Annotated in this window: 17 protein-coding genes and 1 pseudogene; 6 read left to right on the plus strand and 12 right to left on the minus strand. The window is 46.0% G+C overall.

Annotated elements, in window-relative coordinates; all coding sequences use genetic code 11:
* Positions 1-109 (plus strand): annotated as a pseudogene (locus tag CX664_RS28020) (IS30 family transposase); the annotation flags it as partial.
* A gap of 87 nt (positions 110-196) precedes the next feature.
* On the opposite strand, the gene CX664_RS00185 reads toward CX664_RS28020, so the two are convergent.
* The 3 genes from CX664_RS00185 to CX664_RS00195 all read right to left on the minus strand — a co-directional run bounded on the left by CX664_RS00185 (position 197) and on the right by CX664_RS00195 (position 3224).
* The gene (locus CX664_RS00185; RefSeq protein ID WP_101744766.1) at positions 197-520 is read right to left on the minus strand and encodes an Hpt domain-containing protein; all 324 of its coding nucleotides are present in this window, start codon (positions 518-520) and stop codon (positions 197-199) included.
* Between the two features lie 162 nt (positions 521-682).
* Positions 683-2602, minus strand: a complete 1920-nt coding sequence (locus CX664_RS00190) for a DUF1631 family protein (RefSeq protein ID WP_145999730.1) — start codon at positions 2600-2602, stop codon at positions 683-685.
* 337 nt (positions 2603-2939) lie between these two features.
* A complete protein-coding gene (locus CX664_RS00195; RefSeq protein WP_101744768.1) occupies positions 2940-3224 on the minus strand; it encodes a hypothetical protein in 285 nt (94 codons plus the stop codon).
* Between the two features lie 260 nt (positions 3225-3484).
* Between CX664_RS00195 and CX664_RS00200 the strand changes: the two genes are divergently transcribed.
* Both CX664_RS00200 and mnmL read left to right on the plus strand, forming a co-directional pair.
* On the plus strand, positions 3485-3790 hold the full coding sequence (locus tag CX664_RS00200; RefSeq protein WP_101744769.1) for a hypothetical protein: 306 nt from the start codon (positions 3485-3487) through the stop codon (positions 3788-3790).
* A 93-nt stretch (positions 3791-3883) separates the two neighbouring features.
* Positions 3884-4789, plus strand: a complete 906-nt coding sequence (gene mnmL, locus CX664_RS00205; RefSeq protein ID WP_101744770.1) for a tRNA modification radical SAM protein MnmL/YtqA — start codon at positions 3884-3886, stop codon at positions 4787-4789.
* Between the two features lie 473 nt (positions 4790-5262).
* On the opposite strand, the gene CX664_RS00210 is transcribed toward mnmL, so the two are convergent.
* Complete coding sequence (locus tag CX664_RS00210) at positions 5263-6972, minus strand: serpin family protein (RefSeq protein WP_101744771.1); 1710 nt, start codon at positions 6970-6972, stop codon at positions 5263-5265.
* A gap of 850 nt (positions 6973-7822) precedes the next feature.
* Between CX664_RS00210 and CX664_RS00215 the strand changes: the two genes are divergently transcribed.
* Entirely contained in the window at positions 7823-8338 is a 516-nt protein-coding gene (locus CX664_RS00215; protein ID WP_163369423.1) for a GNAT family N-acetyltransferase, read from the plus strand.
* A gap of 398 nt (positions 8339-8736) precedes the next feature.
* On the opposite strand, the gene sctV is transcribed toward CX664_RS00215, so the two are convergent.
* Genes sctV through CX664_RS00230 form a run of 3 tightly spaced genes read right to left on the minus strand, consistent with a single transcriptional unit; the run spans position 8737 to position 11566 of the window.
* Complete coding sequence (gene sctV / locus CX664_RS00220) at positions 8737-10818, minus strand: type III secretion system export apparatus subunit SctV (RefSeq protein ID WP_101744773.1); 2082 nt, start codon at positions 10816-10818, stop codon at positions 8737-8739.
* Positions 10819-10861: 43 nt separating this feature from the next.
* Positions 10862-11155, minus strand: coding sequence for a tetratricopeptide repeat protein (locus CX664_RS00225; protein WP_101744774.1), 294 nt, complete (start codon positions 11153-11155; stop codon positions 10862-10864).
* 12 nt (positions 11156-11167) lie between these two features.
* The gene (locus CX664_RS00230; protein ID WP_101744775.1) at positions 11168-11566 is read right to left on the minus strand and encodes a hypothetical protein; all 399 of its coding nucleotides are present in this window, start codon (positions 11564-11566) and stop codon (positions 11168-11170) included.
* A 235-nt stretch (positions 11567-11801) separates the two neighbouring features.
* Here CX664_RS00230 and sctC point away from each other — a divergent pair, with 235 nt between their 5' ends.
* Together sctC and yvcK are read left to right on the plus strand one after the other, a co-directional pair.
* Positions 11802-14000, plus strand: a complete 2199-nt coding sequence (gene sctC, locus CX664_RS00235) for a type III secretion system outer membrane ring subunit SctC (protein ID WP_101744776.1) — start codon at positions 11802-11804, stop codon at positions 13998-14000.
* 92 nt (positions 14001-14092) lie between these two features.
* Positions 14093-15007 carry a uridine diphosphate-N-acetylglucosamine-binding protein YvcK gene (gene yvcK / locus CX664_RS00240; RefSeq protein WP_101744777.1) on the plus strand — a complete coding sequence of 305 codons (915 nt, stop codon included), beginning with the start codon at positions 14093-14095 and terminating at the stop codon, positions 15005-15007.
* An 8-nt stretch (positions 15008-15015) separates the two neighbouring features.
* On the opposite strand, the gene CX664_RS00245 is transcribed toward yvcK, so the two are convergent.
* Genes CX664_RS00245 through CX664_RS00265 form a run of 5 tightly spaced genes read right to left on the minus strand, consistent with a single transcriptional unit; the run spans position 15016 to position 19980 of the window.
* Positions 15016-15657, minus strand: coding sequence for a sugar transferase (locus tag CX664_RS00245; protein ID WP_101744778.1), 642 nt, complete (start codon positions 15655-15657; stop codon positions 15016-15018).
* Positions 15658-15688: 31 nt separating this feature from the next.
* Entirely contained in the window at positions 15689-16885 is a 1197-nt protein-coding gene (locus CX664_RS00250) for a glycosyltransferase family 2 protein (RefSeq protein ID WP_101744779.1), read from the minus strand.
* A complete protein-coding gene (locus CX664_RS00255; protein ID WP_101744780.1) occupies positions 16882-17976 on the minus strand; it encodes a glycosyltransferase in 1095 nt (364 codons plus the stop codon). Before CX664_RS00255 ends, CX664_RS00250 begins: the two co-directional genes overlap by 4 nt.
* Complete coding sequence (locus CX664_RS00260; protein WP_163369429.1) at positions 17973-19478, minus strand: GumC family protein; 1506 nt, start codon at positions 19476-19478, stop codon at positions 17973-17975. The genes CX664_RS00255 and CX664_RS00260 overlap by 4 nt, the downstream gene beginning before the upstream one ends.
* Positions 19468-19980, minus strand: a complete 513-nt coding sequence (locus tag CX664_RS00265; RefSeq protein WP_101744782.1) for a hypothetical protein — start codon at positions 19978-19980, stop codon at positions 19468-19470. The genes CX664_RS00260 and CX664_RS00265 overlap by 11 nt, the downstream gene beginning before the upstream one ends.
* Positions 19981-20043 lie beyond the last annotated feature (63 nt).

Raw genomic sequence — 20043 nt, forward strand, 5'->3', positions numbered from 1 at the left:
GGAAATTGAGGCTATGGAGTTTCAAATAAACAGCATGCCTCGCAAGGTACTTGGCGGTCTAACCCCGCTTGAGGTCTACACTGGGAGGTCTGTTGCACTTATTGCTTGACTCCAGCGTGGTGTTCTGGAAGCGCCCTTTATGGCGTTTGCCGTTGTGGTTGGCTTTCGGCTGTTCAGCTTGACCAGTCAGCGGCCTTTATAGTTTGGGATACAGGGCTTCGATGCTGTTAAACGTATTCTGCAGTTCAAGAAAAAGAGGGTCATAACGTTCCGGTTCCACTTGTTGCCCTGACTGCTCAAGGTCTCCGGCAAGTATTGCCAGTTGCTCCGCCCCGACGATTGCAGCACCACCTTTAATCCGGTGGGCAAAGTTGACAATAAGGGGCGTTTGCTGATTGTTGACCGCTGCTTTCAAATTCAGGATGTCTTCCCGGGTGCTCTGAAAAAATGTTGATAACAACTCTTCCAGCAGGACCTCATCACCGTCGGTGATTTGATGTAAATTTTCCAGATTGATCATAAAAACTTCCTGTACAAATTAAAGATAAATTAGTTTTTCGCCATTAAACGCCAGTGCTTTAGTCAGCAGCCTGTTCCATAACGGATGTCTTTACCGGTGTTGCGATAAACAGGCCAAAGTTCTCACCTTTATCACTACTTGCTTTAGTCATCCGTGGCAGCGTTACAAATGTCTTTTGAATCGCTCAAGAACAGCCTGGATAGCCCGGTCGAACACGGGGTTCTCTTCCATAATACGGACAGAACCGTCTTTAATTTCTTTTTTGAGTTCGCTTCCGGAGCGCTCCGCAACACGCATCCCCGAGCTGTTGACAAAAATATAGCGATGACGGTCTTTACTGAGTCGGGCAAGTTTGCAGCTGAGGCGGTGTGAGTCACCTTCGCCAATAAACTCAACCCACTGGCCAGGGTAAAGTCCATCAATAATGACCGGGGTAAATGCGGGTAAATGCTCCTTAGCATCAGCCACTTCGGTCTGTTGATCCGGAAGCAGCTCAAGCTCCTGAGGTGGTTCGGTTACCTCTGGGGCGGGTTCAGACTGGAGCGAAACTTTCAGACCGAGCCCGGACTGCTCGCAGGAAAGAATTATCTCCTCTGAGTCTTCTTCCGTGGGACTTTCTGTCTTAAAGTCAATGGCATGGTCATCGTCGGAGTCTGTTGCCTGAACCTCTTCTGGTGGTTCGTTGAGTGCAGCAGGATGACTTTTTGAACTCTCAGGCTCTGGTTCCAGAATGATATCCAGATTGGTTTGAAATCCATCAAGACAATCCTGAAATACATCCGGGTTTTCACTGTGGTCAGAGATGATGGTACGCACAGTATGCTCAATCAGAAGCAAAACATGCTTGCTCAATTGAGAATCCCGGCAATACAGCATGCCGGCAGACGTTAAGTCATTTAATAAGAGACGGGCCGGGTGCTTCTTATCGGTTAAAAAAGCATCGTTCAGAATCGCCTGTTTTAAAATCGGGATTTGCAATAGGGCTATGGTTTTTTTTACGTCATCAGGCAGGTTGTGGTCATCCAGAATGTACTCAAACAACCAGCCGACCATATTGATAAGGTCTTCATGATGGCGTGAGAGTTTTGAATTAACGCCTTGTATTTCCAGGGCATCTACGACCGAGGTGTGCAGGCTTCTTATTGACACGTGCTGCTCAAGAACGTCCAGTTGCAGTGAGCTGAGGACACTGGCCAGATCAATAGCCTTGACCCGGTTAGCTTTGGCCTCAGGGATGAGTTCACCTTCCGCAAGCATGTCTTCCAGCCGGGATACCAGCTTCTCAGCAAAACTATCCAGAAACTGAGGGTTTCCCATATCTGAATAGTAACTCTGCTGAGGGGCTGGTTGTGTTTGATCTGTGGGGCGGGATGTAGTGAGTGGATGATGGGTTGGGTCGGAGGCTGGGTTTGCTTTCAATCGCTCAACCGGAGATGAATGCTTGGGTCCCAGCCCTTTATGGATCATTAACTGGTCGACTTTAAGCCAGAGCTCATCAGCCGCATTAGTAAGATGACTGGCAAACCAGCAAAATAATTGCTGCTCAATATCACGGTCTGGATGGAGACTTTCCAGAGCCATGGCAAAACTTTCACAGATGCGCTCCGGGGTGGCAGGATAAGTACCGTCATGCCGGGGATAGGTGCTCTCAAGACAGCTTTTGATTCGGCAAATACGTTCAGAGTTGTTACTGCTCTCAAAATTATTGGTTGCAGAAAGCCAGAGGAGTTGGTGGTCAAGTTCAGAATTGTCGAGTAATTCAAGGGTTAAGGCACCTTCTTGTTGTTGTGCGGGCTGTTCACTGTCTGCGCTGGTCAAATGATCGAGGAAGCTTTTTTTAATGAAAGATTCAGACTTCGTCAAACGGTTCTTGATATCGATCCAGCGCATCATATCCTGATCGTTTTTGATGTCCTCCAGATTGGTATTTAATTTGGTAAGTAGAACAGGAAACAGCGTGTCGGACTCGGGGTAAATAATTTCTTGAACCAGCTGATTTAATTCAGAAAAAAAAACACTTTGCAGTGGCTTGTTATCACCTCCTGGGCTGAGCGGAAAAATGCTGGAAGGCTGAATTGACATGCTGGCCACATCCTTGTACTGCAAAACGTCATCTGCAGGGTATGGAATACCCGCAGAGACCACCTATATCACTTTACTAATTATAATTATATTGAGAGCTTTTAATTATATTAAGTAGCTATTAATGGGGCGTTTTAAGTAGTTGGCCAAATGGAATCGTATATTTCTGGCTAAGTGGGCAGTTACTATGCAAGGCACAACGCAGGGAGCATAGCCGTAGCTATGTGACCGTAGTTGTAACGCCGCAGAGTGACTGCCCACTTAGTCAGAAAATACGACTTCATTTGGTTAACTACTTAACTACCTTCGGCCCAAAAAATGACATCGGGTCAGAGTGCTATCCCTGTCTGAGTTCTTTGGCTATTTCCCTGGCTTTATCAAGGGCTTTGTTGAAGCCGTTTTTAAACAGGTTTTCACGAATCTGTCGCTGAAGTTCTTCCGGCGTAATCTCTCCATCTTCCACAGCTGTTTCAGCAAGCTTATTGTCCTCCTTGTTTTTTACCAGGTTTGAAAACTCCTGTGACTGCATCGGATCAATACGATCTACCGGTTTGACATTACCTACCTGGCCTGAGTTATCAGAGGGTAGGTTTTCGACATCCTTATTGGTAATAAGTGACATGGTCTGGCTCTCCGTTGCCCAGTGCAAGCTGGCTGATGATAATTGATGAGAATATCGCCATATCTGGCGGCATTGTCCGCTAATGCTTTAATCCTTATAAAGCTCAGTTTAGATTATGAACAGAGATTATAAAAAGGCAGAAGGCCCGGTTTTTTGTTTGATAATGCCTCCTGACTTAATGAGCTGACAGCTGGTCTGAAGATCGTAAAGCCACCTCTATCACCGCCGACAACTGAAACTAGTACAGCCGGGAGAATACTATGAGCGGTGAGCATTTTACGTTAACGATCAGTCAAAGCACGTCTGACGCCGGCGATTTTGCCATACATATGAAAGAACCTGATAAACCTGAGCAGTTGTTAGTCCATTTAAGATTTATGCCATTGGCTATGTTCGATGAGGCTTATCTGGATGATCTTGTCGGTGTGATGGCAAGGAAGCTGGCAAAAAGAATAATTGAATGGCGTGTAGCTCCCGATGACCCTGATGCAATGGATGCCTGTCAAAATGAGGCTCGTGCCGTCGTTCAGCAAGCCTTGGAAAAAATGAAAAAAAATTCAGGCTAAGCATTGGCCATTAAGTCATGCGTTAAACTCCCTATAGGCTAAACAGGGGGCTGTCGGTATTTTGTAGCGTTTTTGATAACGAAATAATTCGCTATGGACATGACCCGCTTCGTGAATACTTTTGGCCGTTACCTTCGGGAGAAGTACCGAGAAAAAGTACACAAAGTTTCGGTGAATGCGTCGTTTACCTGCCCAAACCGTGATGGTACTAAAGGTATTGGTGGTTGTACGTTTTGTAATAACGCGTCCTTCAGCCCTGGCAGCACTGAGGCGGGAGAAATTTCTGAGCAGATCCGACAGGCTCAGGAAAAGGTGAGTGCCCGAACGGGTGCCAGAAAGTTTATCGCTTATTTTCAGTCCTACAGTAATACCTACGGTGCTCCGGAAGATCTCAGACGCTATTATGATGAGGCCCTGGCTCAGCCCGGTGTGATAGGGCTTGCCGTGGGAACCCGGCCTGACTGTGTACCCGATCCGGTTTTACAACTGTTGTTGGATTATCAGGCGCAGGGTTATGAGGTCTGGCTGGAACTGGGCCTTCAATCCAGCTTTGATCCTACGCTTGAAGCCATTAACCGTGGCCATAACTTTAGCGATTATGAAGATGCAGTGATCCGAGCCAAACGCTATGGTCTAAAGTTGTGCACTCATCTGATAGTTGGCCTTCCGGGGGAAGAACCTGAAGACAGTCTGGTAAGTTTTGACCGGGTTATTGCTTTAGGTGTTGATGCCATCAAGATTCATCCACTTCACATCGTTAAAGGCACTCAACTGGCCCGACAATGGCGTAAAGAGCTGGTCCGGGAATTATCCATGGAATCCTACACGGATGTGCTGACAAAGATGATCCTTCGGGCTCCAGAGGGATTACTGTTCCATCGACTGACCGGTTCCGGGGAAAGGCAATACCTGCTTTCACCAGAATGGGTAATGTATAAGTGGGACGTACTTGCCATGCTGTATAAAAAGTTAGAAGCAAATTGTCTGACATCCAATTGAGTCGGAGAATCAGGGCAGTTAGTTGGTAAACGGCGGCAAAATCATCAACTACGCCACCTGATAAGTAATTAGCAGAATTGTTCTGGTTGTGATAATTGATTAAAACATTTGTCCAGCTTAGTTACTCCGCCAGCCTTTACTTGTCTTATTTCATGGGTTGGCTCCCGCTAAGGAGGAGTCTGCCCGTTCATTCGTTCTCTGGCTCCCTGAATACACTGTGCTACCGAGTTGACTGCAGCGCTTGCCAGTTCTTTGCCTCGAGTAAGTGGTTTCATCGTCAGCTCCTGACCGCGCAGCCCATCTACCTGCTTTGCTTTCTTCCAAGCTCAGAACGTAAGCACAGTGAGATTGACGCCATGAGAGTAGAGTATGATTTTAGTCAGGGTGAAAAAAACCTTACGACAAGCAGCTGAGAAAGCAGATGACCATTCGCATCGATGAGGATGTGATTGATCATTTTAATGCTCTTAATGCTATGGGAGTTTATAGTTAAATAATTTCTCTAACAGTATGTCAGTGAGCGGCTTATTTACCACTGTGCAGATTCCAGAATTATTTTTTCCAATAGCATTAAAATCTACAGCACTGGCAAGATCACCTAGACTACTTGTTTTGGTGAACTCAATTATTTTTTTGCAGAGTATTTGGGCTTGAGTAAAATCTTTGACCTTAATGAGCAGCTCTTGATTATGTTGGTTGTAATTGACTCCAAAAATTGTCAAGTTTTTATCGTTGTTCAGTATTATTTGTATTACTGAAAATATTAAAAGGTTCTGATAGAGATGTGTCGCATTGTCCTGAAGTAATGTATCAGGATTTTTTAAAGATTTAGCTCCATTGTCATTTTTTGCAGGTCTGAAAAGTGAATCAGTATCCACAGTACTCCCCTGATGAGTTTGCACAGATCTGGCACTCAGGGAGGGAGGCTGAACTTCTTTACTTTCTGCAGGGACAAGATAGCTTGCATCCTTGATTATCGATTCAAGCAACAGATGTTTACCATTATCGTCCTTAACAATAATCGCAATATAGCCGGGGCAGTCAAAATTGAATGGTTGCGGTGACTCGGAATTAAACCCCCGGGATATCCTGTTAACGGTTGTGGTTGAAACAACCTCGGCACCCTCTTCATCAATGATGGCATGAATTTTCTGACGCATGTCCAGATGATCGTGCCTTGTTTTACCTAGTTTCGGTAACATGTCTGCCGTTATTTTAATATCACTGAGCTTGCCAATTTCTTTAAGTAATGATGTGTCAGTACTATCTATCTTCATTTTAGGCAGTTTCAAGGTGATTTTTTGCTTTTTCGCTTCCAGTGATTGGTCAATCAGTTGATGAAGTGTTTCAGTATCAAGATGATTAATACCAATTGATGAACTATTGATAGGTGTAATCGCAACAAAATAAAGCTTTTCAGTGTCGTGTTGAAATGGTTTTGCGATCGCCGCATAATCCTTTGTAAAGGCACATTTTAAATTCATGGGTTCAGATTCCATCATTTCGACTTCGGCTATCTTGCCATCTGAACACTGAAAGCCGGAGCGTGCAGTTTTAAATTTATCAAAAGCATCAGCCCAAATCGCTTTTAAACAAACAACATTACCCATAGAGACGTTGACATCATCCCGTTCGTCAGGGGTGAACAAGCTGGATAAGCGACCGTTGGTTATAGATTTGATGAATGTATCAGTCACATCGGCTACTTTGTCATTTGCCGTGATTTCCAGTTTTATTGTGTTGTAGTATTTGGACAAAAGGTCAATCAAGTTACTATCCTGACAATGATCATCTGAAGCAAAATAGTTCACAATAAAACTCTGTGAGTTCTTTTCGACAGTGTAATTCAAGCAGAATTGACCTAGTTGTTTGTGGATTTCTTTTTCCAGTGCGGTTGTTAATCGAAGGGATTGGTTTGTCATGCCCAGAATTTTTTCCTTCAAACCAGCATCATCAATGGCGGCTAACAACATGCCCAGTGCTGAAGCCAGGCTTGCGGTGGATAACGCAGTGCTGCCTTTGCCAGCAGGATTTATTAGAGCAAAGGATAATTGCCGGATGCGATTCTGAACAATAGTTTTAGCACAATCACTGAGGTCGTCAGGTTGAGTCTCGTTGATGTTAACTTCCGGGACTCGATAAGGATTAACGGGGGAAGCACCGGATGAGGCTGAATTGATCATTTTAAAATTTCCTTGTTTAAAATTTATTATTTTGGACAGCTTTCCGGGGTTTAAGTTTCCGAAAACTGACCACAGTTAATCATTTGCTTTCATGTAAGTCACTAACAGGTTTGTTGATGGTGCTAACCTTGATTTTGCTGGTAATAATTGTTGATGTTCTGTTGATTTGGATTAATTGATACTATTGTTCATTTAATATTTCTTGCACCTGTGTGTGAGAAAAAGCAAACAGTAAATCTATGAATGAGTCTGAATCTCTTTTGGTAGTAAGATATTCATACGATTGTTTTAATTTCTTGATGATTGGCAGGTTGAGCATTTAAAAAAAACCAGTCACAATTGTATGCTTGATACAATTTAATAGGCAATGAATTTACTCTTGAATGGATAGGTTGTCTGAAAAATCAGTATATTCTCTATTTCTTGCTGAGTGATATCCTCTAAAAATTCTGGATTACAGGGCTATTAATTCCCCTGTTTTCATCACTGCTTTAGAATAGTTTGTGCTGGGTTAGTAAGAGTCATTGAGTTTTAAGGATGGTTTGGATTTTTCTTGTTATGAAATCATATAAATGTCTTTAATAAGAAATAAGAATAATAAAATCTTCCGGGTTTTGAAGGAAAAGTTATATTTGATATTATAATTCACCTGCAAAGATGTTTGGGGCTTTCATTTTGAAGTCCCCTTTACAAAATCAAGCCTGCTAAATGGATTAGATAAACTTAAACTTCAGCTTGGTTGGATAATCCTCGGCACATCAAGTCCTATCAATGGGTTACAGGTATATCAATAAAGCCCATGGTACTTTTGCCGATGTTTTACCTGATAGCTGACTATCAGGATAATGATATGCATATAGACTTGGGTAATGGTTACTGCCTCAGAAGGTTCCTTTATGGCGATGCGATCTCTCTGGCCAAACATGGTAACAACGCCAAGATAGCCAGAAACCTTCGGGATACTTTTCCACACCCTTATACCATAGAGCATGCGAGAGCCTGGGTTCAGCATGTCAAGGAGCATGAGACCAGAACCCGCTTTGCTATTGACTGTGGTGGTGAGGCTATTGGTGAGATCGGGTTTGTTGTTCAGCTGGATGTTCATCGTTTTGGCGCAGAGATTGGCTTTTGGGTGTCAGAGGATCATTGGGGTAAAGGCATTATGACCGAAGCACTCTCTTATGTGTGCCAGTATGCATTTGATGAGATGGGGCTGGTTCGTATTTTTGCTGATGTGCAGGCCGGGAATGATGGCTCTCGCCGTGTGCTGGAGAAGTGTGGCTTTGAGCTTGAAGGTGTGATGAAAAAGCATGTTTATAAAGAAGAGCAGTTTATTGACCAACTGGTTTTTGCGTTAGTTCGTTAATCGTTCTTTTTCTCTGCTTCTCCTACTTTCGTACAGCATAACTTCTAACCCAGAATGGGGTAGAAGTTATGCTGTACGAAAGTAGGAGAGAAAATAATAAGAGCTGGTTTGATTGGTCTCGGAGATTTTTCGCAGAAAGCCTACCTGCCAATTCTTACTGAGCACTCCACTCATCATCCGTCCATAACGCCTGTTTTCTACCTCGCAGCAGTGATTTAATCAATGAAATTCAAAGTAATTATTGGCTAATTAACTTTTGCTGTGGTGATAAGCCGCTGATTCATTTTAATGGGGATGTTGATTAAAGGTGCGATTGCCAGAAACATCCGTCCTCATCTACTGGCTGATACGATCTGCCAGCAGATTGAGAAGCACATCCGGTGCGGGTATGACCTTGCTTACAGGGAGATACGGCCCAGTGGTTGAACGGTAATCTCTTCCGTTAACTCCTGGTGTGAAAGTACTGCCAGGTCATACACTTCCAGCTCCAGAAGTTTTCGGACATAGCGGCGTATATCCATCGAAGTAATCAGGACGGGCTTATGTTCAAGATGACCGATTTTGCCAACAGAGTGCTTAACATTTTCCACAAACTGGGCAGAAGTCGATGGATCAAGCGCCAGGTAGCTGCCTGCTGAAGTCTGACGGATACCGGAGCGGATGGTATCTTCGACATCCTGGTCAAGCAGGTATACTGGCAGCATATTTTTGCCGTTAGAGTATTTGTAGCTGATGTAGCGCTTTAATGATGAGCGGACATACTCGGTTAACTGAACAACCTCTTTCTCCTTGTGTCCCCAGACAACCAGGGATTGCAGAATGGAGCGGAGATTCCTGATGGAAATATCTTCGGATACCAGACGCTGGAATATCTCGGTGATCTTGTTAACAGGTAACAGCCTCTGGACTTCCTTAATCAGTTCACCAAAACTGCTTTCCATTTTTTCCAGCAGGTAGCGTGTCTCCTGAATGCCCACAAAATCTTCAGCATATTTTTTCAGGACATGCGCCAGGTGGTACGTCAGGATTTTTGAGGAGTCCATAAAGTTGACATTGTTACGCTCAAGTTTGTCCTGCTGACCTTCAATGACCCAGAGAGAGTCGAGGCTGGGCAGAAACGGATCGCCAACTTCATAAGGGATCTTCAGCATATCCAGATGTTCATTACTCTCTCTCACGAACAGAGAGCCTGGTTTGAAATAGCCCGATGCGACGGGAACTTCCTGCAGCAGTATGCTGTAGGTATTCTCATCCATGGCGTCATTAAACCGCAGATGTATACCGGGAAAAGGAACCCCGAGATCCATGTACAGTGATTTCCGAACTTTAAGCAGCTCCTCATTCAGGGAGGTTGTGTTCAGGCTTTTCTGTACAGAAGTAGGGACATCAATAATCAAGGGCAGCGTCTGGGTGAACTCTTCCTGCTGATCCAATCTTGACTTGGCCTCACTGGGTGATTCTGTTGCTGCGGCCATGGCCGGAATGCCGCCATCTTCCTCAGCTGTCCGGGCTTTTTCCACTTTCCTCATCAAAAAGTAGCCACCGCCACCAATGGCAGCAGCAAGAGCCATGAAAGTCAGTGTCGGGAAGCCGGGGATCAGGGCAAAGCCGAGTAACAGTGCTCCACCAACCATAAGGGCCTTTGGTTTATCGGTAAGCTGAGTGCCTATCTCATTACCAAGGTCCTTGGCATCTTCATTGGATACTCGGGTGACAATAATACCGGCGGTAATGGATATCAGCAGGGCCGGTATCTGGGAGATAAGTCCATCCCCTACGGTTAAGATGGCGTAGAGCTGGAGAGCTTCACCGCCACTCATACCATTACCGGTACCGATAGCGACACCAGCCGTAATGTTGACAAAGATGATGATCAAACCGGCAATGGCATCACCTTTTACGAACTTCATGGCTCCATCCATCGAACCAAACAGCTGGCTTTCTTTGGTAACAAGTTCACGACGGCGCTGGGCTTCTTCCATTTCGATGGCCCCGGCCCGAAGGTCAGCATCGATACTCATCTGCTTGCCAGGCATACCATCCAGAGAGAAACGCGCGCTGACTTCTGCTACACGTTCCGAACCCTTGGTGATGACCAGGAATTGGACAATGGTGATGATAAGGAAGATAACGACACCAACGACCAGGTTACCCCCTACCACAAAGTTACCGAAGGTATAGACAATCTCACCGGCATCTGCCTGAAGAAGGATCAGCCGGGTAGTGGTAATGGACAGAGCCAGACGGAAGAGGGTCGTTATCAGCAGCACCCCCGGAAAGGATGAGAACTCCAGGGGCGACTTCAGGTAGATGGAGGTCATCAGAAGTATGGTGGAAATCCCCATGTTCAATGCAATAAGGAAGTCCACCAGGGGGGTTGGCATGGGCAGAATAATAAGCCCGATAATGGATACCAGCAGGCCTGCCAGTACCAGATCATTTCTGCCGCCAAAATTCAGCCCGGGTAACAGTTGTGCCATGAGAGGTGCGCCGCTGCTATGGGGCTGGCTATGGTCTTGAAGATCAGCGGCTCAGTGCAGCTTTTCTCTTCTTGAGCAGGGCTCGCCCCTTGATCCATTTAATAGCCCGAATATCACCACCGGGCCTTGCGTATTTTAGAAAATTATCGGCTGCGCGAATGGATTCTTCAGGTCGTTCTACCTTTAAGTAGGCGTAGCTGAGCATGCGATAAATATCGGGGTTTTTCTTGTCTATTGACATCAGTGCTTCTAACAGAGCAATGGATTTTCTGGGCTGCTGGTATTCAAGATAGTAGGACGCCTGTGACAGCATCCAGGTTTTTAATGACTTATCCATTTCATTCAACCTTTAGCTGGCAATCAATACATTACGGCACATCATTAAATATTCACTGTCTGCTTTGGCTTTTTCGATGACTGACAAAGCTTCTTTCATTCTTTTGGCGTGACCGCTGTTTTCAGGCAGTTGCTTTAAAAAGTCGGAAAAAGAGTCCATGGCATCCTGTGTGAAGCGGTAATGCTCCTCCGGGCTTGAAGAGATATTCTGACCGGAAACCTTAGTCGCAAACTCAAATTCACGGTGCTCATAATTTTGGTCCATTTCCAGAGTCTTCCATGTGTAATCAACAACATTTTTACCGGAGGTTCTGAAATTTGATTTTGATTTAGGATAGTCTGAGTGCGCTAAAGCACTGTCGATCCGTGAAATGCCTGAAATACCGTTACCGAAAGAAATGGGTGCTGTCATGATAAAGTCCGCCTGATAATTTAATCCTTTCGTTCTATCGGCGGGTGTACAAAGTGATAAATGGATTTTTCTCATGTTAATTATTTTTTTGACGAAATACTGGTGAATCCAGTTTGTTTTCCGATAAACTGGTGTGTAACGAACGTTTATTGACACTCTCGATTTTACAAGGCATCTATTCATTAAGGGCTGTTGAATAAGCTGGAGCAGACATGAGCATGGAGGCACGCGTCTGATGGGCTTTATAAGAAATACCCTGATAATCCTGTCCCTTTTACTGGCGATTACCTTCCAGGCGCTGGCGAACTGGTCATCTGAAGAGCCGCAAACCAGAAAACATTTAGTGCGTCCCAACGAGACTCTGGAAGTGATTGCCGGAAGCTACGGGTTTGAGGTAAATGAGCTGGCCCGCTATAACAAACTGGATACTACCCAGGCCTTACGGGTAGGACAGATTATCTATTTTCCATCCGACATCGTGTCGGAACAGCCTGACCGTCCTTCAGCTGAGCCGGGGAGAGCCCTGGACGCCAGAGTTTTTCCCGATTCCGCCGGGGACCCTGTTTCCTGGGGGAGACCATTGGATGCCAGGGCGTTTCCCAGGCCAGATGGCTCATCTGTTGATGCCGAAAGAGCACGACTAACGCCATATATAAATGATGGGCAACTGTCCGGGAAAGGGGCGAGTTTTTCCCAGTATGGTAGTCAAACTCATTATGCAGCCACATCTGACTTTGATTATAACTTTGCCCAAAAAGACGACCGTCAACAGGTAAATCAAGCTTCAAACAACCTCTACATGATGCGAAACAATACGTCATCCGGAAATGGTATGGTTCTTTCGGCAGAGGATGCCATCCAGGATGCGATTGATGATTTTGAAGGTACCATTGGTGATGACGAATCACCTGCCCTGGCAGCGTTTGGTGCGCGCCCGTATGCGTATTTTGGCAATGGCGACAGCTTGAAGGAAGTATTGCAGAATTTTGCGGGTAGTTATTATATGCCATCCATCATAGCGGATACGGTGGTTGGGGAGGTTAATGGCAAGATTGGTCCTATGACCCCTGTTGATTTCCTGGATCATCTGGCCAATATCTATGGTTTTATCTGGTATTTTGATGGGCATACCCTGTTTGTTTATGATGGCAGCTCCTCCAGCCAGCAGATTATCAGCTTAAACTATTTACCAATAAAGCAACTGAAGAAAACCCTGAAAAAGATTGGTATCTGGGACGGTCGCTTTTTCTGGAAGGAACAGCCGAACGAGGGGCTTGTCTTTATTTCCGGGCCTCCCCGTTATATCGAGCTGGTGTCTCAGACAGCGCTGCTGCTTGATGCGAAAGAGGGGGAGCGTCAGAAGAGTAAACTGACGGTTCGCACTTTTCCGCTCAAATATGCCTGGGCAACCGATAAATCATTCAGTTTCAGAGGTCAGCAACTGACAGTCCCCGGAGTCGCCACGATTCTGACCAGAATTATTAAAGGTGGCGGTGTAGCCCAGGTGACCAAACAGGGACTGCCTAACCCATCCGTGACTCCGGCAGAGAGTGTCAGCAGATCCGGTGAACCCGGCATGAAAGATGGCTCTGAATCAGCAGGAGACTCGCTGAATGCCGGTGCGGAAGCCGATGAAGTCTATATCAATGCTGATCCGCGACTGAATGCGATCATTGTGCATGATCTTGAATCCAAGATGCCAATGTATGAAGAACTGGTGGCTTCGCTTGATAAACCGACATCGCAGATAGAGATCAGTGTTTCAATTATTGATATCAATACACAGGATCTGAGAGCGCTTGGCGTTGACTGGAATAATTCCGCCAGCTCAAATGGTACCAAGATATCTTTTACGCCCTACCCAAATGCCCCGACGCCAAACTATACAACCATTGTCTCCAGTGCACTTGGCTCCTTTAATGCAAATTTACAGCTACTGGCTGACGAAGGGAGAGTCAAGATTGTATCAAGGCCGTCTATTCTGACACTCGATAACATAGAAGCCATTCTCGATAACAGCAGTACTTTCTATGTGTCAGTTGCCAGTAATGAAGACTCTGAACTATTCCCGGTGACATCAGGGACAGTTGTTCAGGTTACCCCAAGAATTGTTCGTGAGGAGCAGGGCCGACGTATCCATATGACCGTCAATATTCAGGATGGTTCAGGAAGCCAGGGCACAGAAGACATCGGGAGTAAACTACCGGCAGTGACTAACAGCTCAATTAATACTCAGGCTATCATCAGTGAGCAGGAGAGCCTGTTAATTGGTGGCTTCTATAAAGAACAGGATGAAGCAAAGCTTACCAAAGTTCCGTTGCTGGGTGATATTCCGGTTCTTGGCCATTTGTTCCGTGCAGAGTCAAAGTCAAAGATCAAGCAGGTACGTTTATTCCTGATAACACCACGCATCATAGGCTCAACACAAACCTGATACCGGTTAAGGGAGATCATTTTCGTAATGGCTGAGCAGTTAGTAGATAATGATCTTCTATACCGTATTTTATACGCATAAAAGAACTTGCCATGTATTCTGTAAAAACGCTTTATCAGTGTCGCCGGATTGTTGCTATCGGTGGCGGGCATGGCCTTGGTCGGGTCATGGCTAGCCTGGGATTTCTCGGTGGGCACCTGTCAGGCGTTGTTGCAACTACGGATGATGGCGGGTCAACGGGACGGCTCAGGGATGGCAGTGGCTGTATTGCCTGGGGAGATCTCAGGAATTGCCTGAACCAGCTGTGTTCGGATACCCCAAACCTTGCTCGAATTCTGTTTGAGTACCGCTTTAAAAATAGCGGTGATATCAGTGGACACAACCTGGGTAACCTGATTTTACTGGCAATGGATCAAATGTGTGTTCGCCCACTCGATGCCATAAACCTGATTCGTCAGATGTTACAGGTCGGTGCAGAGTTGATACCCATGTCAGAAGAGCCTGCCCGCCTTGGTGCTATTGTGGATGGTCAGGAAGTGGTCGGTGAAACGACCATTGATGCTCTGGAGAAATGCCCGGAGAAGTTGATGATTCTGCCTGCGATTCAGCCGACGGATGAAGCAGTCACCAGGATAAAAGAGTCCGATATGATTATTTTAGGGCCCGGTAGTTTTATGACCAGTATCTTACCGGCGATCTTGATGCCAGAGGTTGCAGAAAGTATTGGTAACAGCAAGGCCCTGAAAGTCTTTGTGGGTAACATTAATCAGGAAGTATCGGCTGTCGGAAAAATGTCCATCAGCGATAAACTGTCATGGATGAGTGACATGACGGGTGTATATCCAGACGTGCTGTTGTGGCCTGCGGAGAATGAACCACCGGAAAACCTTCGATGCGATATACACACCATGCCATTGGCTGATACCCACCAGCCGGGCGTGCATAGCCGGGAGGCCTTAAGGCAAGGCCTGGATGAGATTGCCGGTGTTTTGTTTCAGCAGAGCTGATTACCGCTCTACTGCCCCCTGCCGGTTACCATGACAAAAATGGTTTTGAACATGACATAAATATCCATTTTCAGCCATTCCCATGGGCTGCTCAGAGCCAGGGCGTAGGCATGGTCATAGGCAACTTTATTTCTCACATCATTCAATGTTTCATCATAACCCATGTTGACCTGGGCAAGACCGGTAATACCGGGAACAACATCAAACGTTCGTTCGCTGTAAAATGGAATGTTCGTTTCCAGCTTATTGTACATCCCTGGTCGTTCAGGTCTTGGACCAACAATGGCCATATCACCGACCAGCACATTCCAGAGTTGTGGTAGTTCATCAAGACGGGTTTTTCTCAGGAAGTTACCCACTTTGGTAATTCTCGGGTCATTTTTTTGAGCCCAGACAGGGCCTGTTCCTGACTCGGCATCATTGCGCATGGTCCTGAATTTTTTCATCATAAATAAGCGAATATAGTTTTCCTTCTGATAGCCAATACGCATCTGCTGATAAATAATGGGTCCGGGGCTATCAAGGCGAATGGCCAGTGCGATAAAGGGAAACAGTGGCAGGGTGATTGCCAGCCCGACCAGGGCGATAAGAATATCCATTAATCGTTTGCACATTGAGGCGAGAGGATGGACGTAGGTAGACTCTTTCATGGGTACACTCCTTAAGTACGTGTTTAAATCCTTATGTTTCAGTCGATACTCTTTTCCATTGGCCTTTGGTTTGGCCTGAAAGATAGTTAATCAAACCGATAGCCATGGCCAGGTGCCCGGATACCAGGTAAAAAAGCACTCTCAATTTCTTATGATCTGGTTGTGAGCGACGGAAAATATAAAAGACAGTGATACTGTAAATACCCATCTGAATGGCCAGAATAAGCTGAAAAACAGGGTAGGACAGAGACAGTAATGCTGAAGATGCCAGTACCATAAACAGGAACAGCGGCATGAATGGGCGCAGAAATTTACCGGAAAAAAAGTTGAAGGCGATCTTTCCAAACTTGGGATGTAATAAGCCAGCGTGACGAATGGCCTGTTGAATATTGCCGGCAGCAATTCGCTTTCTTCGCTGGAAATCCATTTCATTGCATGCCTGCTCGAGCTCCATGGCGATGATTCTCGGGTCATAAAGACATTGGTAGCCCTTCATGGTTATTTGTACCGGAAGGGTGAAATCATCATTGATCGTGTCTGCGGGGATCAGGTCGAACAGCTCACGGCGAAAGGCATAAAATGCACCATGCACCCCCAGGGTTGCACCCAGAGAGCTTTCTCTTGTTTTAATGCTTCGCTGGTACTGCCAGTAAGCCTGCTCGCCAACACTGAGTGATTGTAAAAAGTGGTAGCTACCGCAAATTACCCCGGTGTTTTCATTGCTTAAGTGAGCCGCAACGATTAAAAGACTATCGTTTGATAACAGTGATGACACATCGGAGAGGGCAACTACGCTGCAACGGGAGAGGCTAATGGTTTCATTCAAAACAGCGACTTTTCCACCGTTTTCAGGCTTCTCTACTACGGATAAGTTCAGATGGTTGCATTCAGGCTCGGCCAGTGTCTCCTTTGCCAGCTGGGCTGTACCATCCGTACAGCCATCGCAAACCAGAATCACTTGCAACTTATAGTCCGGGTAATCAAGGGCAGCAAGGTTTCTGAGTTTTTCCTGAATAGTGCCTGCTTCATTATAGGCGGGCATGATCAGACTGATGCTTGGCAGCATGTGATCAAGAGGCGTGATGTTGTGGTGTCGTTGATAAAAGTTGGGCCGTGTGTTTTCCAGTCCCTGTGCCAGCCATTTCAGAGCGACGGGATAACCAACATGGTGATATACAATCACCACGCCTGCCATGAAGAAGATAATCAAGGCCAGCCACTCGATCATAGTGGCCTCCCGCAATACAGGTCATCGTATTGACTGATCATTCTCTCCAGGTTGCAATGGTTAACCACAAAGTTGCGTGCCGACGCCTGTTTTTCTTTATTGATGCCTGAACTGAGCTGTGTTTTGAGAGCGTTTTCCAATGCCTGTTCACTTTCAGCCTTGATCAGGATACCGCTCTGTGGATCAACCGCTTCACGACAGCCACCCACATCGGTCATGACAACCACTCTCTGGCAAGCTTGGGCTTCCAGCGGCGAGAGTGGCAGGCCTTCTTTTTTTGAGGCAAGACAGAAAATATCTATAGCGTGGTAGAAGCCGGGCATATCATCAATGACCCCCAGAAAGTGTACCCGTTGCTCCAGGTTAAGCCGCCTGGTCAGATCTCTGAGTTCATGTTCAAGTTCACCCCCTCCGGCAAGGGCAAGGTGTGCACTGTCGGGTAGTCTGGAAAAGGCATGAATTAAAAGGTCATGACTTTTAACCTCGGTAAAGCGTGCCGCACAACCAATAATGGCGGCATCCTGGGGGAGATTCAGTTTATTTCTGGCTGCGGTTTGGTCTGCTGGCTGGAATTTATCTGTATCAATTCCATTAAGAACCACGGCTGGCGTAAAGAGCGGAATATGCTGTCGAATGCTGGCGGCAACCAGTTCTGCATCTGCGGCAACGGCAGGTTTAAGCAGGTGGAAGCAGGCCGCTATCAGCCAGCGTCGTTTTTGCTGGTTAAGATGCCAGGCATCGTGCTCAGTATGCACATGGCCACATCCGGCCAGTTTAGCGGCGATGCCACCATAGATAAGCGGGCCTACATGGTGGGTATGAACCACATCAATGTTAAGTTGTCGTAAAAGTTGTGCGAGCCTGGTCACCGTCGCGAGACTCAATCCGGGAGGCTTGGTCAGAAAGTGAACCCTTTCCATGCCCTGAAGTCTTGGCCAATGCTCAACGGCTTCAGATTGCGTTCCTTCAAGACTGATAATATGAACATGTTCCGGGTTTCTGGCTTTTCGCTGTATGTCCAAAGCCATTGTCTCGATACCGCCCGGGGCAAGGTGCTGGACTATCTGTGCTATAACGAGAGGCGCTGTCATGATGATACCTCCCCCTCGTCGAACCAGTCTTTTTCCGGATCGTAAACCAGCGTTGGTGCTGTGGGCATTGATGGTATCCTGGCCAGAACAGGAACACCTGCAATGCGTTCAATACTGTCCTGAAGTCGTAAGGTGGTGTCCGATATTTCTGAAATCGCCGCCAGACCAGTACCGATACCCAGACCGGCAAAGATGCCTGCCACAATAAATAATGACGCCGGCAGCGCATTGGGACTGCTGGGTGTGAAAGGCTCGTCGATGATCTTAACCTGTTCTGATTCCTGGTAAGAGCTCAGGTCTTCCGTCACTTTTGCCATGACATAACGGTTCAGAAAATCATCATAAAGTCTCTGTTTAATACTAAAATCACGTTGCAGTTCAACGAGAGTCCGCTCTACATCAGCAAACTGCTGCACTTTACTCTGGAGCTGGTCGGTTTGATCTTTAATATTTTTCACTTCATTCTGCAGGCTGTTCACTTTGGCCTTGGCTTCTTGAACCGCTTGCAGCTGAGAGGCCAGTATGGTGGTTTGTCCTCCCTGGGTGTTATCCATTGAAACGGAGGGGGTTGATGACGCCAGGTTCCAGAGACGTTGAACATCTTCCGTTTTTAACTGACTGCTTTCCGCAATCATTCTCTGGCGTTCAGCCTGCAATCTATCGAGTTCTCTGACCAGGGTCTGAACCTTGCTGTGCCTCTCTGTATAACGTGAGCGAAGCATACTCAGTGTGGTGCGGGTGTTAATAATTCGTTCTTCAAGTTTACCGATAACGGGGTTGGTTTGAGCCAGGTTACCATTGAACTCTTCCATTGCCGCTTTGGCACCGACCAGTTCAGTCTCTTTTTCCATTAACAGCTGGCGGAGTTCGGCCAGTCTGGTTACGTTCGCTTTATGGAGCTCTGGAAGTTCCAATGCGAACCTTGCCTTGTAATCAGATAGTTCCAGCTCAGCGTCAGAAAGCTCCTTGTGTCGACGATCTACCTGATCCTTTAGAAACTGGGTTGAGGCCACTTGCCACGATTTTTGTGGTGCCTGAACCAGAGTAAGGAAGTGTTCAGTCACTTTGGTCAGCAGTTCTTTAATATCGGTTTTGTTTTGACTTCGATAATAGATTTTGACCAGGTCACCGCCGAAGACGATGGACAGTGAACGTGATAGTTCATCAATGGCCTCATCTATTTGCTCTTCAGAAGATTTATAGTCGATAAACCCAACAGCTCTGGCAACACCCTTTAATACCTTGCGACTCTTAAGGAGTATTTTCAGTGCTAATTGCCGTTCTTCCAGGTTTGTGGATATGGTGAAGTCTTCCAGAATGGGATTTAGCTCAGTGGTATTCTGAAGCAGTATGGTGGTGTGTGCTTCATAAAATTTGGGGGCCATGAAGCTGGCAAAAAAACCAATCACCGGCATGATCAAAATAGGCACACAAATAGTGTAACGGCGCCGCCAGGCTGCGCTGAGAAGTCGGAAGAGGTTTCTCAGGATTTCACTGGACACCCTTACCTCCGGAAATATCATTGCCCACCGCATGAATGGTGGCTGAATCAAGATCCAGTTCAGGTTGGTAAACCAGCTCTATTTTTTCGCTGTATTGCTCCAGTATATCTTTCAGACTCTGTAGCCTTGCCCAGGAGTCATTCAGTGTTTGGAAGGGTTGCCCGGCAGAAGAGGGGGCTACGGAAATAATGATGTTGAGATGCTGGCTTTCGGGTAATGAGTTAAAAAAGAGATCAATTACCTGTTTATGTTGATTATTAACCTCCAATTCCTTTTGAGTGAAATTAATAGACAATTGACGACGATACATATTTTTGGAAATAGGCAATGCGTTTTCTGTTTCATTCATTCGCGCGATAACATCGGCAATCTGCTGTGTTGATCTTGTTTGCTCATTTTCCATCAGGGTCTGAACATTCAGTTGTGATTTGCATCCATAAAGGAGTGACATACTGAAAAACATCAGTACCGCAAGGATGCGGGATTTATATCGCTTAATCACAGTGACTTCCCTGTTATCGACCTAATATTACTCTTCAGTCAACTGGCTCAGTGGCAAATTGTC

The organism is Endozoicomonas acroporae, assembly GCF_002864045.1.
GTDB classification, from domain to species: domain Bacteria; phylum Pseudomonadota; class Gammaproteobacteria; order Pseudomonadales; family Endozoicomonadaceae; genus Endozoicomonas; species Endozoicomonas acroporae.

What these genes read in the sequence shown, in the direction of transcription:
- CX664_RS00225 (WP_101744774.1), bottom strand. Translation starts at nt 11,155, where the DNA reads ATGGATAAGTCATTAAAAACCTGGATGCTGTCACAGGCGTCCTACTAT.
- CX664_RS00210 (WP_101744771.1), bottom strand. Translation starts at nt 6,972, where the DNA reads ATGATCAATTCAGCCTCATCCGGTGCTTCCCCCGTTAATCCTTATCGA.
- CX664_RS00195 (WP_101744768.1), bottom strand. Translation starts at nt 3,224, where the DNA reads ATGTCACTTATTACCAATAAGGATGTCGAAAACCTACCCTCTGATAAC.
- mnmL (WP_101744770.1), top strand. Translation starts at nt 3,884, where the DNA reads ATGGACATGACCCGCTTCGTGAATACTTTTGGCCGTTACCTTCGGGAG.
- sctC (WP_101744776.1), top strand. Translation starts at nt 11,802, where the DNA reads ATGGGCTTTATAAGAAATACCCTGATAATCCTGTCCCTTTTACTGGCG.
- sctV (WP_101744773.1), bottom strand. Translation starts at nt 10,818, where the DNA reads ATGGCACAACTGTTACCCGGGCTGAATTTTGGCGGCAGAAATGATCTG.
- CX664_RS00200 (WP_101744769.1), top strand. Translation starts at nt 3,485, where the DNA reads ATGAGCGGTGAGCATTTTACGTTAACGATCAGTCAAAGCACGTCTGAC.
- CX664_RS00185 (WP_101744766.1), bottom strand. Translation starts at nt 520, where the DNA reads ATGATCAATCTGGAAAATTTACATCAAATCACCGACGGTGATGAGGTC.
- yvcK (WP_101744777.1), top strand. Translation starts at nt 14,093, where the DNA reads ATGTATTCTGTAAAAACGCTTTATCAGTGTCGCCGGATTGTTGCTATC.
- CX664_RS00215 (WP_163369423.1), top strand. Translation starts at nt 7,823, where the DNA reads ATGCATATAGACTTGGGTAATGGTTACTGCCTCAGAAGGTTCCTTTAT.
- CX664_RS00250 (WP_101744779.1), bottom strand. Translation starts at nt 16,885, where the DNA reads ATGATCGAGTGGCTGGCCTTGATTATCTTCTTCATGGCAGGCGTGGTG.
- CX664_RS00230 (WP_101744775.1), bottom strand. Translation starts at nt 11,566, where the DNA reads ATGACAGCACCCATTTCTTTCGGTAACGGTATTTCAGGCATTTCACGG.
- CX664_RS00255 (WP_101744780.1), bottom strand. Translation starts at nt 17,976, where the DNA reads ATGACAGCGCCTCTCGTTATAGCACAGATAGTCCAGCACCTTGCCCCG.
- CX664_RS00245 (WP_101744778.1), bottom strand. Translation starts at nt 15,657, where the DNA reads ATGAAAGAGTCTACCTACGTCCATCCTCTCGCCTCAATGTGCAAACGA.
- CX664_RS00190 (WP_145999730.1), bottom strand. Translation starts at nt 2,602, where the DNA reads ATGTCAATTCAGCCTTCCAGCATTTTTCCGCTCAGCCCAGGAGGTGAT.